Origin of the sequence: Allobosea caraganae (assembly GCF_003351345.1) — a bacterium.
Classification (GTDB): domain Bacteria; phylum Pseudomonadota; class Alphaproteobacteria; order Rhizobiales; family Beijerinckiaceae; genus Allobosea; species Allobosea caraganae.
The window spans coordinates 461,996-476,238 of record NZ_QQTO01000019.1 but is presented as its reverse complement, the minus strand read 5'-3'; the positions used below and the strand labels follow the sequence as shown (position 1 = coordinate 476,238).

16 protein-coding genes are annotated in these 14,243 nt (G+C 67.7%); 7 read left to right on the top strand and 9 right to left on the bottom strand.

Annotated features, from left to right (window positions below; genetic code table 11):
- The first annotated feature begins 186 nt into the window (after window positions 1-186).
- Window positions 187-1,017, top strand: coding sequence for an HTH-type transcriptional regulator BhcR (gene bhcR / locus DWF00_RS10395; protein WP_114827501.1), 831 nt, complete (start codon window positions 187-189; stop codon window positions 1,015-1,017).
- Window positions 1,018-1,208: 191 nt separating this feature from the next.
- On the opposite strand, the gene sucD is transcribed toward bhcR, so the two are convergent.
- Together sucD and sucC are read right to left on the bottom strand one after the other, a co-directional pair.
- Complete coding sequence (gene sucD, locus DWF00_RS10390; protein WP_114827500.1) at window positions 1,209-2,090, bottom strand: succinate--CoA ligase subunit alpha; 882 nt, start codon at window positions 2,088-2,090, stop codon at window positions 1,209-1,211.
- A 3-nt stretch (window positions 2,091-2,093) separates the two neighbouring features.
- Window positions 2,094-3,263: an ADP-forming succinate--CoA ligase subunit beta gene (gene sucC / locus DWF00_RS10385; protein ID WP_114827499.1), complete on the bottom strand. Its 1,170-nt coding sequence runs from the start codon at window positions 3,261-3,263 to the stop codon at window positions 2,094-2,096.
- Between the two features lie 286 nt (window positions 3,264-3,549).
- Between sucC and DWF00_RS10380 the strand changes: the two genes are divergently transcribed.
- The 5 genes from DWF00_RS10380 to DWF00_RS10360 all read left to right on the top strand — a co-directional run bounded on the left by DWF00_RS10380 (window position 3,550) and on the right by DWF00_RS10360 (window position 10,046).
- Complete coding sequence (locus DWF00_RS10380) at window positions 3,550-4,965, top strand: circularly permuted type 2 ATP-grasp protein (protein WP_114827498.1); 1,416 nt, start codon at window positions 3,550-3,552, stop codon at window positions 4,963-4,965.
- Between the two features lie 66 nt (window positions 4,966-5,031).
- On the top strand, window positions 5,032-5,973 hold the full coding sequence (locus DWF00_RS10375) for an alpha-E domain-containing protein (protein ID WP_114827497.1): 942 nt from the start codon (window positions 5,032-5,034) through the stop codon (window positions 5,971-5,973).
- Window positions 5,974-6,048: 75 nt separating this feature from the next.
- Entirely contained in the window at window positions 6,049-6,876 is an 828-nt protein-coding gene (locus tag DWF00_RS10370) for a transglutaminase family protein (protein ID WP_114827496.1), read from the top strand.
- 118 nt (window positions 6,877-6,994) lie between these two features.
- Window positions 6,995-7,744, top strand: coding sequence for a proteasome-type protease (locus tag DWF00_RS10365; RefSeq protein WP_114827495.1), 750 nt, complete (start codon window positions 6,995-6,997; stop codon window positions 7,742-7,744).
- A gap of 85 nt (window positions 7,745-7,829) precedes the next feature.
- On the top strand, window positions 7,830-10,046 hold the full coding sequence (locus tag DWF00_RS10360; protein WP_114827494.1) for a putative bifunctional diguanylate cyclase/phosphodiesterase: 2,217 nt from the start codon (window positions 7,830-7,832) through the stop codon (window positions 10,044-10,046).
- A 112-nt stretch (window positions 10,047-10,158) separates the two neighbouring features.
- Here DWF00_RS10360 and DWF00_RS10355 read toward each other — a convergent pair whose 3' ends face one another.
- The 5 genes from DWF00_RS10355 to DWF00_RS10340 all read right to left on the bottom strand — a co-directional run bounded on the left by DWF00_RS10355 (window position 10,159) and on the right by DWF00_RS10340 (window position 12,636).
- Window positions 10,159-10,494, bottom strand: a complete 336-nt coding sequence (locus tag DWF00_RS10355) for a DUF1127 domain-containing protein (RefSeq protein WP_114827493.1) — start codon at window positions 10,492-10,494, stop codon at window positions 10,159-10,161.
- A gap of 3 nt (window positions 10,495-10,497) precedes the next feature.
- On the bottom strand, window positions 10,498-10,653 hold the full coding sequence (locus DWF00_RS29405; protein ID WP_181832481.1) for a TRASH domain-containing protein: 156 nt from the start codon (window positions 10,651-10,653) through the stop codon (window positions 10,498-10,500).
- Between the two features lie 94 nt (window positions 10,654-10,747).
- Entirely contained in the window at window positions 10,748-11,578 is an 831-nt protein-coding gene (locus DWF00_RS10350) for a helix-turn-helix domain-containing protein (protein WP_114827492.1), read from the bottom strand.
- Between the two features lie 112 nt (window positions 11,579-11,690).
- Entirely contained in the window at window positions 11,691-12,287 is a 597-nt protein-coding gene (locus DWF00_RS10345; protein WP_114827491.1) for an exopolysaccharide biosynthesis protein, read from the bottom strand.
- Between the two features lie 79 nt (window positions 12,288-12,366).
- Complete coding sequence (locus DWF00_RS10340) at window positions 12,367-12,636, bottom strand: usg protein (protein WP_114828002.1); 270 nt, start codon at window positions 12,634-12,636, stop codon at window positions 12,367-12,369.
- Between the two features lie 209 nt (window positions 12,637-12,845).
- Between DWF00_RS10340 and bcsS the strand changes: the two genes are divergently transcribed.
- Complete coding sequence (gene bcsS / locus DWF00_RS10335; RefSeq protein ID WP_114827490.1) at window positions 12,846-13,592, top strand: cellulose biosynthesis protein BcsS; 747 nt, start codon at window positions 12,846-12,848, stop codon at window positions 13,590-13,592.
- Here bcsS and DWF00_RS10330 read toward each other — a convergent pair.
- Both DWF00_RS10330 and DWF00_RS10325 read right to left on the bottom strand, forming a co-directional pair.
- On the bottom strand, window positions 13,557-13,946 hold the full coding sequence (locus tag DWF00_RS10330; RefSeq protein ID WP_114827489.1) for a type II toxin-antitoxin system VapC family toxin: 390 nt from the start codon (window positions 13,944-13,946) through the stop codon (window positions 13,557-13,559). The two genes, bcsS and DWF00_RS10330, sit on opposite strands and share 36 nt — an antisense overlap.
- Window positions 13,943-14,200, bottom strand: a complete 258-nt coding sequence (locus DWF00_RS10325; protein ID WP_114828001.1) for a type II toxin-antitoxin system Phd/YefM family antitoxin — start codon at window positions 14,198-14,200, stop codon at window positions 13,943-13,945. The genes DWF00_RS10330 and DWF00_RS10325 overlap by 4 nt, the downstream gene beginning before the upstream one ends.
- Window positions 14,201-14,243: the final 43 nt, after the last annotated feature.

The following is a 14,243-nucleotide window of genomic DNA, read 5'->3' as shown; positions in this document are numbered from 1 at the left end:
AACGCCGAGGGGTCAATTTATTTCAGAATGTTTTTTCGGCAGACTGCGTAAGATGGAAAATCTATATAAATCAATATCTTGTATTTATTCCACAAATTGCGGACCACGCATTCTGAAAAACTATTTCAGTTTTAATTTGCAGATGGCGGCGGACGTGCTTTTCTGGACCCGAAAGGAGCCCCGCCCATGACCCTGACCGACCAACGCAAGACCCGCGGCCGCCCGCGTTCGCTGAAGGCGGCGCTGGCCGGCGGCTCCGTGCAGGCGCTCGACCGCGGCCTGGCGCTGCTGACGATCCTGGCGGAAGAGGACGGGCTGACCCTGACCGACCTCGCCCGCAAATCCGGCTTCTCGCCCTCGACCGTGCACCGCATCCTGCTGACGCTGGAGAGCCGCGGCTTCGTGCAGAACGACACCGAGCGCGGCTACTGGCTGATCGGGATCAAGGCCTTCAAGATCGGCTCGGCCTTCCTGCGCAACCGCCGCGTCGCCAGCATGGGCCGGCTCACCATGCGCGAGCTGATGCAGGCGACCGGCGAGACCGTCAATCTCGGCATCGAGGATAATGGCGAGGTCGTCTTCATCTCGCAGGTCGAGAGCCACGACACCTTGCGCGCCTTCTTCCGCGCCGGCAGCCGCGGCGCGATGCACTCGTCCGGCGTCGGCAAGGCCCTGCTGGCCGAGTTTCCCGAGCACCATGTCCGCCAGATCTGCGGCGCGCGCCGGCTCGAACGCTTCACGGAGAAGACCCGCACCGATCTCGCCGAGCTGCTGCGTGAGCTCGACGAGAGCCGCCGGCGCGGCTGGGCCATCGACGACGAGGAGCGCACGCTCGGCATGCGCTGCGTCGCCGCCCCGATCTTCAACGAGCATGGCGAGCCGATCGCCGGCGTCTCGATCTCCGGGCCGAGCGTGCGCATCACCTTGCGCAAGCTCGACGAGTTCGGCCCGATCGTGCGCCGCGCCGCCGACGAGATCACCACCTCGATCGGCGGGCATTTGCCCGGGCGGGAATAAGGCGCGAGCGAGCCGCGCCCTTCCCTTCTCCCCCTGCGGGAGAAGGTGGCTCGGCGAAGCCGAGACGGATGAGGGGTCGCTCAACATTTCAAGATTCGGTCTGTGACATGCTCGGTGATCGGAAAGGCCAGCGCGACCCCTCATCCGCCCCTTTGGGGCACCTTCTCCCGCAAGAGGGAGAAGGAAAGACCCTAGCCTCGCCCCGCCAGGGCCTGCCGGATCGTCTCGCCGACCAGATGCGCGCTCGGCGCGATCAGCACGCCGGCCGCCTCCAGCGCCTTGACCTTGCCCGCGGCATCGCCCCGGCCACCCAGCGTCAGCGCGCCGGCATGGCCCATGCGGCGCTCGGGCGGCGCCTCGCGACCGACGATCAGCGCGACGATCGGCTTCGAGGGCTTCAGGCCGGCGATGTAGTCTGCGACCTCCTCCTCTTCGGTGCCGCCGATCTCGCCGATCAGGACGACGCCCTCGGTGTCGGCATCCTTCAGCAGAAGGTCGAGGCAGTCGCGCATGCCGATGCCGTGGATCGGATCGCCGCCGACGCCGACCGTGGTCGATTGTCCCAGACCGACCGCCGTGATCTGGGCGACGACCTCACTGGTGAGTGAAGCCGAGCGCGAGACGATGCCGATGCCGCCCGGCCGCTCGCTGCCCGTCGCCATCACGCCGAGCTTGCCGATGCCAGGCACCAGGATGCCCTGCGAGTTGGCGCCGACCAGCGTGGTGCGCGAGCCCTTCAGCGCGTCCTTGACGCGGACCATGTCGAGCGTCGGCACGCGCTCGGTCACGGCGACGACGAGCGGCATCTCGGCCTCGATCGCCTCCAGCATCGCGGCAGCAGCGTTGGCGGGCGGCACGAAGACGATACTGGCATTGGCACCAGTCTGGGCGCGCGCCTGCGCGACCCTGTCGTAGATCGGCAGGTTGAGATGCGAGCGCCCACCCTTGCCGGGGGTGACGCCGCCGACGACCTGCGTGCCATATTCCATCATGCGGGCGACATGGTGGGTGCCGGCCCAGCCGGTCATGCCCTGGCAGACGACGCGGGTGTCGCGATCGAGAAACACGGCCATGGCTCAGGCTCCCTTCGCGGCGATGGCGACGGCCTTCGCGGCCGCGGTCCACATGTCCGGGCAATCGACAATCGCGCAGCCGAAATTCTTCAGGCGCGAGCGGGCGAAATCGGCATTGTTGCCGGCGAGCCTGACCACCAGCGGCAGCGAGCGGCCGGAGCGGCGCACGGCGATGCCGAGCCCCTCGGCAATCGTGTCGCAAGGCTGCATGCCGCCGCCATGGACGTTGATCAGGATCGCCTTGGTCGCCGGGTTGTCGAGCAGCAGCTTGAAGCCCTGGGCGATGTCGAGGCTCTTCGCTGTCGTGCGGATATCCATGAAGTTCGCCGGCCGGCCCTTGGCCGCGACCACCATGTCGAGCGTCGCCAGGCCCAGGCCCGCCCCGTTCGCGACCAGCCCGATATTGCCGTCGAGCTGGACATAGTTGAGCTGGTGGAGCTGCGCGTGCAGCTCGATATCGCTGACCTCCTCGTCGTCGCGCAGCACGGCGAGGTCCGGGTGCCGGAACATGGCGTTGTCGTCGAGCACCATCTTGACGTCGAGGGCGACCAGCGTGCCCTCCTCCGTCACCGCCAGCGGGTTGATCTCGATCAGGCTGGCGTCGAGTTCGAGGAAGGCGCGCCTGAGCCCGTCGACCAGCGCGCAGCCCTGCTCGTGCAGCGCGCCCTCGAGGCCGAGCCCGGCGATGAAGGCCGCGATCTCGTAGCGATGCGGCTCGGTCCCGGCGCCGAGCCTGAGCTGGTTCACCCTGATCTCGCCGCGCGCCGCCTGCTCCTCGATATCGGCGCCGCCCTTGGCGCTGCCGATCAGCATCAGCTCGCCGGAGGACGAATCGATCAGCAGCGCGATGTGCAGTTCGCGCGTTGCCGCAACGGCGCTCTCGATCAGCAGGCGCTTGACCTTCTCGCCATGGGCTCCGGTCTGGGCCGTGACCAGCTTGCGCCCGAGCAGCCGCGACGCGACGCCCTCGGCCGAACCGGAGGCGTCGACATGGTGGATGCCGCCGGCCTTCTGGCGCCCGCCGGCATGGATCTGCGCCTTGACCACCACCGGCCCGCCGAGCCGCCGCGCTATTTCGCCGGCTTCGTGCGGCGTGATGGCGACGCTGCCCTCCGGCGCCACCAGCCCATAGGGGGCCAGCAGCTGCTTCGCCTGGAACTCATGGATCTTCATGGTTCGCTCCCTCTGATCGTGCCGTGAGCGGCATCGTTTTATGTCTGGCATACATTATGCCAGAATTTGGCGAGAGACAACCGGCCTCGCGTCCCTCGCCGCAGCCGGCGAGGATGCCGCAACATTGCGTTGATATCGCGATAGGTCAGGCCGGCGCGGCGCTTGCTTGCTGCCCAATGGGCACTGCCCACGAAACGGGCAGGTACGCCAAAGGCATCACCAATCACCCCCTTTTCGAACCATCGCGAATGCGCATAGGTTGATTCAAACGGAGAAGAAGCCTGACATGGTCGCGTTCGACGAAATGACCGGCATGGGGAGCGAGCTGCGGCCGGCTTACGACGCGCTCGATCGTTGGCTAAAGGAAGCGCCGCCGGAAATGCTGGCCTTGCGCCGCAGCCAGGCCGAACTCTTCTTCCGGCGCATCGGCATCACCTTCGCCGTCTACGGCGACGAGGAATCGACCGAGCGCCTGATTCCCTTCGACATCATCCCGCGCGTCCTGACCAAGCCGGAATGGAGCAAGCTGGAGAAGGGGCTGCGCCAGCGCGTCACGGCGCTGAACATGTTCCTGGCCGATGTCTACGGCCCGAAGGAATGCCTCAAGGCCGGGATCATCCCGCCCGACCTCGTCTACCGCAATGCCTGCTACCAGCTGGAGATGGTCGATTTCCAGGTGCCGCACGGCATCTACTGCCACATCGCCGGCATCGACATCGTCCGCGTCGACGCCGACACCTTCTACGTGCTGGAGGACAACGCCCGCACGCCGTCCGGCGTCTCCTACATGATGGAGAACCGCGAGGTGATGCTACGGCTCTTCCCCGAGCTGTTCGCCACGCACCGCGTCGCGCCGGTCGACAACTATCCCGACCAGCTGCTCGCGACCCTGCGCTCTGTCGCCCCGCGCAGCGCCTCCGCCGACCCCAACATCTGCCTGCTGACGCCCGGCCAGTACAACTCGGCCTTCTACGAGCACTCCTTCCTGGCCGACAAGCTCGGCGTCGAGCTGGTCGAGGGCTCCGACCTGCTGGTCAAGGACGACGTCGTCTACATGCGCACGACGCAGGGGCCGAAGCGCGTCGACGTGATCTACCGCCGCATCGACGACGAGTTCATCGACCCGCTCGTCTTCCGCGGCGATTCCGTGCTCGGCGTGCCCGGCATCATCGGCGCCTACAAGGCTGGCAACGTCACGCTGGCCAACGCGGTCGGCACCGGCGTCGCCGACGACAAGGCGGTCTACAGCTACATGCCCGAGATCGTGAAGTTCTTCACCGGCGAGGAGCCGATCCTGAAGAACGTCCCGACCTGGCGCTGCCGCGAGCCCGAGGCCAACGCCTATGTGCTCGACAATCTCGAGAAGCTGGTGGTCAAGGAGGTCAACGGCTCCGGCGGCTACGGCATGCTGGTCGGCCCCCATGCCAACAAGGCCCAGATCGAGACCTTCCGGCGCAAGCTCAAGGCCCAGCCCGAGGGCTTCATCGCCCAGCCGACGCTGGCGCTCTCGACCTGCCCGACCTTCGTCGCCTCCGGCGTGGCACCGCGCCATGTCGACCTCAGGCCCTATGTGCTCTCCGGCGCCAACGGCATCTCCTGCGTGCCGGGCGGGCTGACCCGCGTCGCGCTGAAGGAGGGCTCGCTCGTGGTCAATTCGAGCCAGGGCGGCGGCACCAAGGACACCTGGGTCATCGATGCATGACGGCGAGCTCCGGAATGGCCCACAAGAACAACGCCCCCGCACGCTGCGAAAAGGCCTGACCTGACCATGCTCTCGCGCACAGCCGACAGCCTCTATTGGGTTTCCCGCTATGTGGAGCGGGCCGAGTACCTCGCCCGCATCCTCGACGCCACGACGCGCCTGACCAACCTGCCCTCCTCCTATGGCGGCGCCGGCACGGAATGGCAGAGCGCGGTCGCGACCGCCGGCTGCGAGGACACCTTCGCCAAGGCCTATGGCGAGGCCAACGAGCGCAATGTCTGCGACTTCCTGACCTTCAACCCGGACAACCCCTCCTCGATCCGCAACTGCTTCGCGCTGGCGCGCTCGAATGCGCGCGCCGTGCGCACCGCGCTGACCTCGGAGATGTGGGACGCGCTCAACAGCGCCTGGCTCGAACTGCAGCGCTTCGAGAAGAAGCGCATGGACCGCGAGGAGTTCGCCCGCTTCCTCGACTGGGTGAAGAACGTCTCGCTGGTCTTCGACGGCTCGGCCTACCGCACCATGCTGCGCGACGACGGCTACTGGTTCTCGCGGCTCGGCATGTATCTCGAGCGCGCCGACAACACGGCGCGCATCCTCGACGTGAAGTACCACGTCCTGCTGCCGGAGAACGAGCAGGTCGGCGGCTCGCTCGACTATTTCCAATGGACCACGATGCTGCGCGAGGTCTCGGCGCTCACCGCCTATCACTGGGTCTACCGCCAGGCGGTGAAGCCGCTGCTGATCGCCGACCTGCTGATCCTGAACCGGCGCATGCCGCGCTCGCTGGCGAGCTGCTACGAGAACATCTCGCGTTTCCTCGACGCGCTCGGCGACGCCTATGGCCGGCAGGGCCCGGCCCAGCGCCAGGCGCGCAAGACGCTCGCCAACATGTCGAACACCCATATCGACTCGGTCTTCCAGCGCGGCCTGCACGAGTTCATCGAGGACTTCATCACCGAGAACAACCGGCTCGGCCACACCATCTCCGAGCAATATCTGCAGTGAGCGTCAGGTGGGCTCGCGCAAGCGGCCGCCGGACGCTAGAACAACCACAGAAAGACCCGCCTTCTCGCGAGCGCCATGCGGATCAAGATCTCCCACTCGATCACCTACGCCTATGACGAGCCGGTGCGGCAGCTCACGCAGATCCTGCGCCTGACGCCGCGCGACCATGACGGCCAGCACGTCATGTCCTGGCGCATCGAGCCCAATATCGACGGCCGCCTGCGCGCCGGCCAGGACCCCTACGGCAACATCGTCCATACCTTCTCCGCCGATGGCTCGATCTCCGGCCTGTCGATCCGGGTCGATGGCGTGGTCGAGACGATCGACCTCGCCGGCGCGGTGCGCGGCGCGCTGGAGCGCGTGCCGCCGGACGTGTTCCGCCGCGACACCTTGCTGACCACCCCCGACGAGGCTTTGCGCGACTTCGCGGTGAAGGCGACGCAGGCCGATGGCGCGCCGCTCGCCAAGATGCATGCGCTGACCGAGGCGCTCCATGACGAGATGAGCTGCGACCGCTCCGGCAAGCGCACCGGCATCGGCGCGGCTGCGGCCTTCACGGCGCGCGAGGGCATCCCGCAGGACCTCGCCCATGTCTTCATGACCTGCGCCCGCCAGCTCGGCCTGCCCGCCCGCTACGTCTCCGGCTACGTCGCCGCCTCCGACGCCTTGCCGCTGGCCGAGGGCGCCCATGCCTGGGCCGAGGTCCATCTCGACGATTACGGCTGGATCGGCTTCGATTGCGCCAATGGCCAGTGCCCGACCGACACCCATGTCCGCATCGCCGCCGGGCTCGACTTCGCCGATGCCGCGCCGGTGCGTGGCGCCCGCAAGGGCGGCAGCGGCGAGAACCTCGCCGTCAGCGTCACCGCCCGCGTGGCCGGAAGCCAGCAGACCAATCAATGAGCGCGGGACGGCGCCGCCCGGCGTGATTGCGACTGTCGCAATCGGCTGCTAGCAGCGAGGCAGTCTCGTATCGGCGCACGCAAACGCCCGGCCGACGAATAAGAAGGATTGAAAGCCCGTGACCTATTGCGCCGGACTTCTCGTGCAGGATGGGCTGGTGATGATCGCCGACACCCGGACCAATGCCGGGCTCGACGACATCTCGACCTTCCGCAAGCTGCACGTCTTCTCCTGGCCGGGCGAGCGCACCTTCGCCCTGGCGACGGCGGGCAACCTCTCCGTCACCCAGTCGGTGGTGAGCCTGCTGCACGAAGGCGTGCACAACCCCGAGACCGGCGAGCTCGATACGCTGATCGGCGTCACCTCGATGTTCCGCGCCGCCCAGCTCGTCGGGCGGGCGGTGCGGGCCGTGCGCGAGATGGATGGCGAGGCGCTCAGCGAAGCCGGCGTGAAGTTCGACATCTCCATGCTGTTCGGCGGCCAGATCAAGGGCCAGCCGATGCGGCTCTTCATGGTCTACGGCGCCGGCAACTTCATCGAATGCGGCATGGACGCGCCCTTCCTCCAGATCGGCGAGCACAAATACGGCAAGCCGATCCTCGACCGCGCCGTGACCTTCCGCACCCATCTCTACGACGCGCTCAAGGTCGGCCTGATCTCGATGGATTCGACCATGCGCTCGAATCTCGGCGTCGGCCTGCCGATCGACTTCATCGTCATGCGCCGCGACGCCGACGAGCCCGAGCTGAACCGCCGGATCGAGGCCGGCGAGCCTTATTTCCACGATCTGCGCGAGCGCTGGTCGGCCGCCCTGCGCGCCGCCCACACCGCCATCCCGCGCCCGCCCTACGGGCCGACCACAGGTTGAGATTCTCGAACTACGCCGTTGTCTGGAAACGGGATATCAACATTCCCTTGCGAGAGTGGCCGTCCCGACGCTTCTGAGACGGCTGATGCATTCGCCTACTGTCGCGAAGATGACCAACGCGGATTCCTCGGCGCGTATGCTCACCAGCACCGTGGCGACGCTTGGCTGCGCCTTTCTGCTGGTGGTGATCGCCGCCGTCGCGGCGATGATCGCGATCACGCACGACGCCAACCAGACCGAGAACGAGCGCCAGCGCGACCGCCTGGAGGCCGCGTTCGAAAGCCAGACGCGCCTGCGCCGCCTGCGCTTCGACAGCCTGGCCTCGAGCGGCGAGTTGCAGGCCGCGATCGCCATGGGCGGATCGACAGAGGCGCTCCAGGGCATCTTCACCCGGCTCAGCTACCGCTTCCTCACCTTCGACGGCGCCTATCTGGTGACGCCGTCGGGCCGCGTGCTCGCCGGGCTCGAAGGCGGTCGCCCGGCCGGACAGGCCGGCTATGACGGGCTCAAGCATTTCAGCAGCAGGGTCCCCGGCCCCGCCGCCGTGCGCGCCGCCGGCACCGAAGACGCCGCGCCGCCGCAGGACGTCCAGGCCGAGATGGTCTTCGACGGCCAGGAGACGCTGGCGGTCACGGTCACCGAACTGCCGCTGCGGCCGAATGTCGAGGAGGCCGGCCTGGCCCGCCCGATCGTCCTCGTCGGCTATAACCGCGTCACGCCCGGCCTGCTCTCCGACATGGCGCGGCGCTACCGCATCGCCGGCCTCGCGATCACCAGCCGGATGCCCGTCGACCCGATGATGCGCCGCGACGTCGCCGCGCCGGACGGCAGCGTCGCAGCCTGGCTGACCTGGACGCCGAGCCGCCCGGGCAACGCCATCATCGAGCAGTTCGCCTGGGCGCTGGTCGTCGTGGGCCTGCTGGTCGTGGCGATCTTCGCCTATGTGATCCAGCGCCTGCGCGGTGCCGCCAGGGAGATCGGCCTGCGCGAGCACCAGATCCAGCGCCTCGCCGCCCATGACGAATTGTCGCTGCTGCCGAACCGCCGCACCTTCGACCTCAGGCTCGACCAGGAGCTCGCGCAGCTCAACCGCCACGGTAACGGGCTCGCGGTGCTGCTGCTCGACCTCGACCGTTTCAAGGCCGTCAACGACACCTATGGCCACACGGCCGGCGACGAGCTGATCCGCCAGGTCGCCGAGCGCCTCTCCGGCATGATGCGCGTCGGCGACACCGTGGCGCGGCTCGGCGGCGACGAGTTCGGCATCATCCAGACCAACCTGCACGATGTCGGCGGCTGCGCGGCCTTGGGCGAGCGCATCCTGGAGGCGCTGACCCGCCCCTTCTCGGTCATGGGCATCGACACGATCATCGGCTGCTCGATCGGCATCGCGCTCGCGCCGCAGGACGGCACCGACCGCGAGACCCTGCTCAAGCTCGCCGACACCGCGCTCTACCAGTCGAAGAACGAGGGGCGGAACCGCTTCTCCTTCTTCGAGGCGCGGATGAACCGCTCCTTGCAGCTGAAGCGCATGGTCGAGGAGGACCTGCGCAACGCCATCGCCCGGGACGAGCTCGTGCTGCACTACCAGCCGCAGGTCTCGGTCGATGGCGGCACCATCGTCGGGGTCGAGGCGCTGGTGCGCTGGCCCCACCCGGTCCACGGCATGGTGCCGCCCTCGGAATTCATCAGCATCGCCGAGGAGCGCGGGCTGATCGTGCCGCTGAGCGACTGGGTGCTGCGCCGCGCCTGCCTCGAGGCCAAGCGCTGGGAGGGCTTGCGGCTGGCGGTCAACATCTCGCCGGTGCAGTTCCGCCACAAGGACTTCGTCGGCGACGTCATCCGCATCGTCGAGGAGACCGGCTTCGATCCGACCAGGCTCGAGCTGGAGCTGACCGAAGGCGTCGTCGTCGAGGATGCCGACGCGGCCGAGAACGCGCTGATGGAGCTGCGCGCCCATGGCATCGGCCTGGCGCTCGACGATTTCGGCATCGGCTATTCCAGCCTGATCTATTTGCGCCGCTTCGCCTTCGACAAGATCAAGATCGACCGCTCTTTCCTGGAATACATGGAGACGACCGGGGAATCGGCGATCCTCGTCCATTCCGTCGTGCATCTCGGCCGGGCGCTCGGCCTGCGCGTCTGCGCCGAGGGCGTCGAAACCGCCGAGCAGCACCGCTTCCTCCAGGCGATCGGCTGCCACGAGCTGCAGGGCTTCCTGTTCTCGAAGGGCGTCCCGGCCGAGGAGATCGACCGGCTGCTCGAACTTGACGCGCCCTTCGCCGCCAATCTCGCGGCCTGAGCCAGACGCGCCAGAGCACCAGACCGAAAAGTGGAATCCGGTTTTCGGAACGATCCGGTGCAATAACAAAAGCCTGGATCGCCACTTTGCGTCCGGTAGGACGCACGGCGATCTAGCCGTGGATCCGCATCCACGAGATCTGCTTGGCACGCTCGACCTCGCATGCGGCATAGGACGGCGACGGGCGCTCGAGCACCGCTGAGGGATCCCTGCCGAAGCCGACTTCGAGCACGCCATCCACGATGGAGCGGTTGAGGCCGATATCCCTGAGCATGCGGTCCTCGCACTCGGCCAGTTCGGCGATGGCGCGCCGGTTGCGGCGCGCCATGACGAAGGCCCCGACCCCGGCCAGGAGCCGTGAGAGCAGTTCTCCCAGGGCGTGTGCCGGGGCTGCGGATAGACGCACTGGCGCCGGCGCCAGGCTTGTGGCGTGATCGGAACAGGTCATCGTTCAGTCCTCCTTGCCATCTTTCGCGGCGGCGTGCGCCTCCCTCAACTGCTCGGCGCACTCCTCGCAGCACACCTCCACGGCCTTGCCGCCGAGGTCGACGCTGATGGGCTCGGCCCCGAGCTCGCAATCGCAGGCAGCACAGGTTTTCTCGGTCATGGCTCGATCTCCTTGTGGACCCGATATCGGGTAGGGAGAGAAAAGCCCTTTCGCGGCCCCGCCGCTGTCAGATTCTTTAGCGATCTGCTTCCGCTCAGCGTCGCTGGATGGCGCGCTGGAACTCGGCCGGCGTGCGGCTGTAGACCTGCCGGAAGGCGGAGCTGAAATGGCTGTGGCTGGAGAAGCCCAGATCAAGCCCCAGGCTGGTGAGGTCGTCATAGTGGCCGAGCAGGTCGAGCGCGCGGGCCAGCCTGAGGCGCAGCTGATAGCGGTAGAGCGGCATCGCCTCGACCTGCTGGAACACCTGCGTCAGGTAGACCGGCGAAACGCCGACCTCCGCCGCGATCTCGGCCAGGGTCCAGCGCCGGGCCGGGTCCGAGGCCAGCGCCAGCTTGGCGCGGTCGACGAGCTTCTGCCGGCCCTGGCTCGCGCCGGCGGCATGCGAGGTCCGCTCGCCCAGCGCGCGCCGCACCAGCGTCAGCGCCAGGGTCTCAGCCTCCAGCGGCTCGGCGACCTTGCGGCTCAGGCTGTGCCGGAGCAGCGCGACCAGCGCCTGCGCGCGCGGGTCGATGCGCCGGCGCGGCCGGTGGAACGCCGCCTTGCCACCCTCGCGCAGCTGCTCCTTCGGCGCCAGTTCGCGCAGCAGCGGCTCGCCGAGCGTCAGGGACAGGCAGGCATCGCCCCCAGTGACGGGATGGCTGATCCGGTAGCCCTCCGCCTCGTTGAAGAACAGCACCTGGTTGGCCTCGGCCACCACGTCGCTGCGGCCGAGATGGCGCACGAAGACGCCGCGATAGGGAAAGACCAGATGCGTGGCGTGCGAGCATTCCTCGACGCCCTTCTGCCGGCATGCGCCGCAGCAGGTGACGTTGTTGACCGTGACGGTCCGGGTGCTCAGGAGAGGCTCGACTGCGAGGTCCGACATGGCTGCGCGATCCCTCCCTGCTTCTGAGAGCATGATCCGCCCGGCCGGCGTCACCTGATGGCAGGAGGGAGCTGACGGCTCGCGAAAGCTTCGGAGCTCGCCAGTGGAAGTCTCAGAACAGCTCGGCGATGCCGCTGACGATCGCATAGGCGAAGCCGGCGCTGAGCAGCAGCCCGACGACGCCGACCAGCGCCCCGGCGATCATGAACAGCCCGTCGCGCTCGACCAGCCCGAGGCCGACGAGGCAAACCGCAAGGCCGAGCGGAATCTGGCCGATGAACGGCGCCGCGACGATAAGCCCCAGCGCCAGGATGAGCATCACAAGGCCGAGGACCGGCACCGCGACGGGGCTGCCCAGCATGGTCAGCCGCGGCCGCGAGAAGCGTTCCAGCCAGACCAGCGGCGGCAGGGCGCGCCCCACGGCCTTCGCCAGCTCGGGCTTGCCGATGCTCTTCTGCAGCAGCCTCTGCGGCAGCCAGGGCGTGGCGCGGCCGGCCAGCATCTGCATGCCGACGAAGGCCAGCACCAGCCCGCAGACCAGCGGGATCGGCGGCGGCATCGGCAGGCAGTTCGGCAGGCCGAGCAGCACGACGAGCAGCGCATAGGCCCGGTCCTTCAGCGCGGCGACGATCGTCCCCACGAGAATCCGGTCTCCGGGCAAGGCGGCGAGCGCCGTCAGCAATCCGGACGTGCGAAGGGGTGATGACAAGCGTCGTGGCCGAGCCGTGGCGGGAGCAGCGGCCTAGCACGGGCCCGCTTGATGCAACAAGGCCGAACGGCGCAGACGCTCAATGCAGCGTCAGCACGCCGTTCACATTCACGATCTCGGCCGGCCGGATCAGCCGCGCATGCGCGACGATGACCGAGTGCAAGGGTCCGTCGAGCTCGCGCTTCCAGAAGTCGAGGAAATCGTGCAGCACCGGGAAGCGCGGCGCCAAATCATATTGCTGCCAGATGAAGGTCTGCAGGACGCTGGGGTGATCCGGCATGCGATAATGAATCGTCGCCGTTGTCAGCCCGTAGCCCTTGAGTTGCCGGATGAAGTCCTCTGACACCATCGTCATCCTCCTTCGTCGCCACGCGATGAAAGCTTAGCCGATTTCTTGAGGCTGCGCCTGCTTGGTTAACAAAAGCTTGCAAGCCTCCTGCCAACCTGCTGCAATCATTGGGCGTGATCGCGGCGTATCGCGGTCGCCGGCGTCGGGGGGCGTGAGTGGCGTTTGGTTGCGGAGAGGTCGGCAGACTCTGCCTGGCCGCCCTCGCGGGCGTGCTCTTCGCATCTCCGGTTCTGGCCGACGACGATGACGACGAGCCCGATCCGGCAAAGATCGTCTTCTTCGGCTCGCTCGAGGCCGGCCCCGGCAAGACCTTCACCTCCTTCGGCTCGAAACAAGCCTTCGGCGCCGATGGGCTCGATGCCGGCGGCTTCCGCCTGATGAACAAGCTCGGCCTCTCCCGCGAGCAAGCAAGGCGCCTCGTGCCGCGCGGCAAGGCCTACAAGGTCGAGAGCCAGTTCCTGATCGGCTACGAATGGCGCTTCAGCGACAGCTTCTTCTCGCTCTATGCCGGCCCCGACATCGAGGCGGAGTATCGCGAGCTCGGGTGCGGCTGCTACTACGGCGTCAGTCGCATCAGCGCCCGACTTCAGGCCGATCTCTGGGCGACGCCGACCGACGCGACCATGGTCCAGCTCAGCGCCTATGTCTCGGGGCTCGACCGGCGCGCCTGGGGCCGCCTGGCGCTGGGCCACAAGATCGACCGCGGGCTCCACCTCGGACCAGAGGTCGAGCTCTACCGCCAGAGCGGCTACGACAAGCTGCGCGTCGGCCTGCACCTCACCGGCCTGCGCCTGTTCGGCGCGACCTGGCGCCTCTCCGGCGGCTGGGAGGACACCAGCGACCGCGACGTCGGCGCCTATGCGACGCTCGGCGTGCACTGGACGGAGAGCAGCACGGCGCTGCCGGCCGGATCGCTGCCGCTACCGTTCCAGCGCAGGCCTCAGATCCGTCCGTGAGAAATCGTCTCCGACGAAGAGCAGCGGGCAGTCGTGCTCCTTGGCAAGGTCATAGGCGAAGCAGTCGCCGAAGTTCAGCGCAGCGGCATGGCGGCCCTTGCCCCAGCGCGCATAGGCATCGGCAACCCGGCGCGCCGCGGCCGGCGTCACCGCGACGACGGTGACCGCAAGCCCCTCGACGAGCGCCGCCATCTCTTCCGCGATGTTCCGATGCCCGGCCACGATCAGCGCCTCGGCAAGAGTGCCGGCCGAGATGATCAGCTCATCCGCCTCTTCCAGCACGGCGCGGCAAGTATCGGCAGCCGGCTCGCGCAGCAGCACGGCCATGAGCGCAGACGTATCGACGGCGATCACTTCGGAACGCCATCGTCATCATAGAGGAAATCCTGGCTGCGGGCGGCATCCACCCCCGGCAGTGTCTTGCGCGCCGCGGCCGCCTGCACCGTCTCGATCAAGGCGCGCCGCTTGGCCCGGTCCGGCACCGCGTGAATCGGCACGATCCGCGCCGCCGGCTGACCATGGCGCGTCAGGATGACCTCGTCGCCGGCCTCGGCCCGGCGGACCAGATCGGTCAATTGACCCTTGGCATCGGAGACGGAGACGCGCATGGGGTGCCCTTCGATCATTCAGCCTGATAAAAATAGACCATCG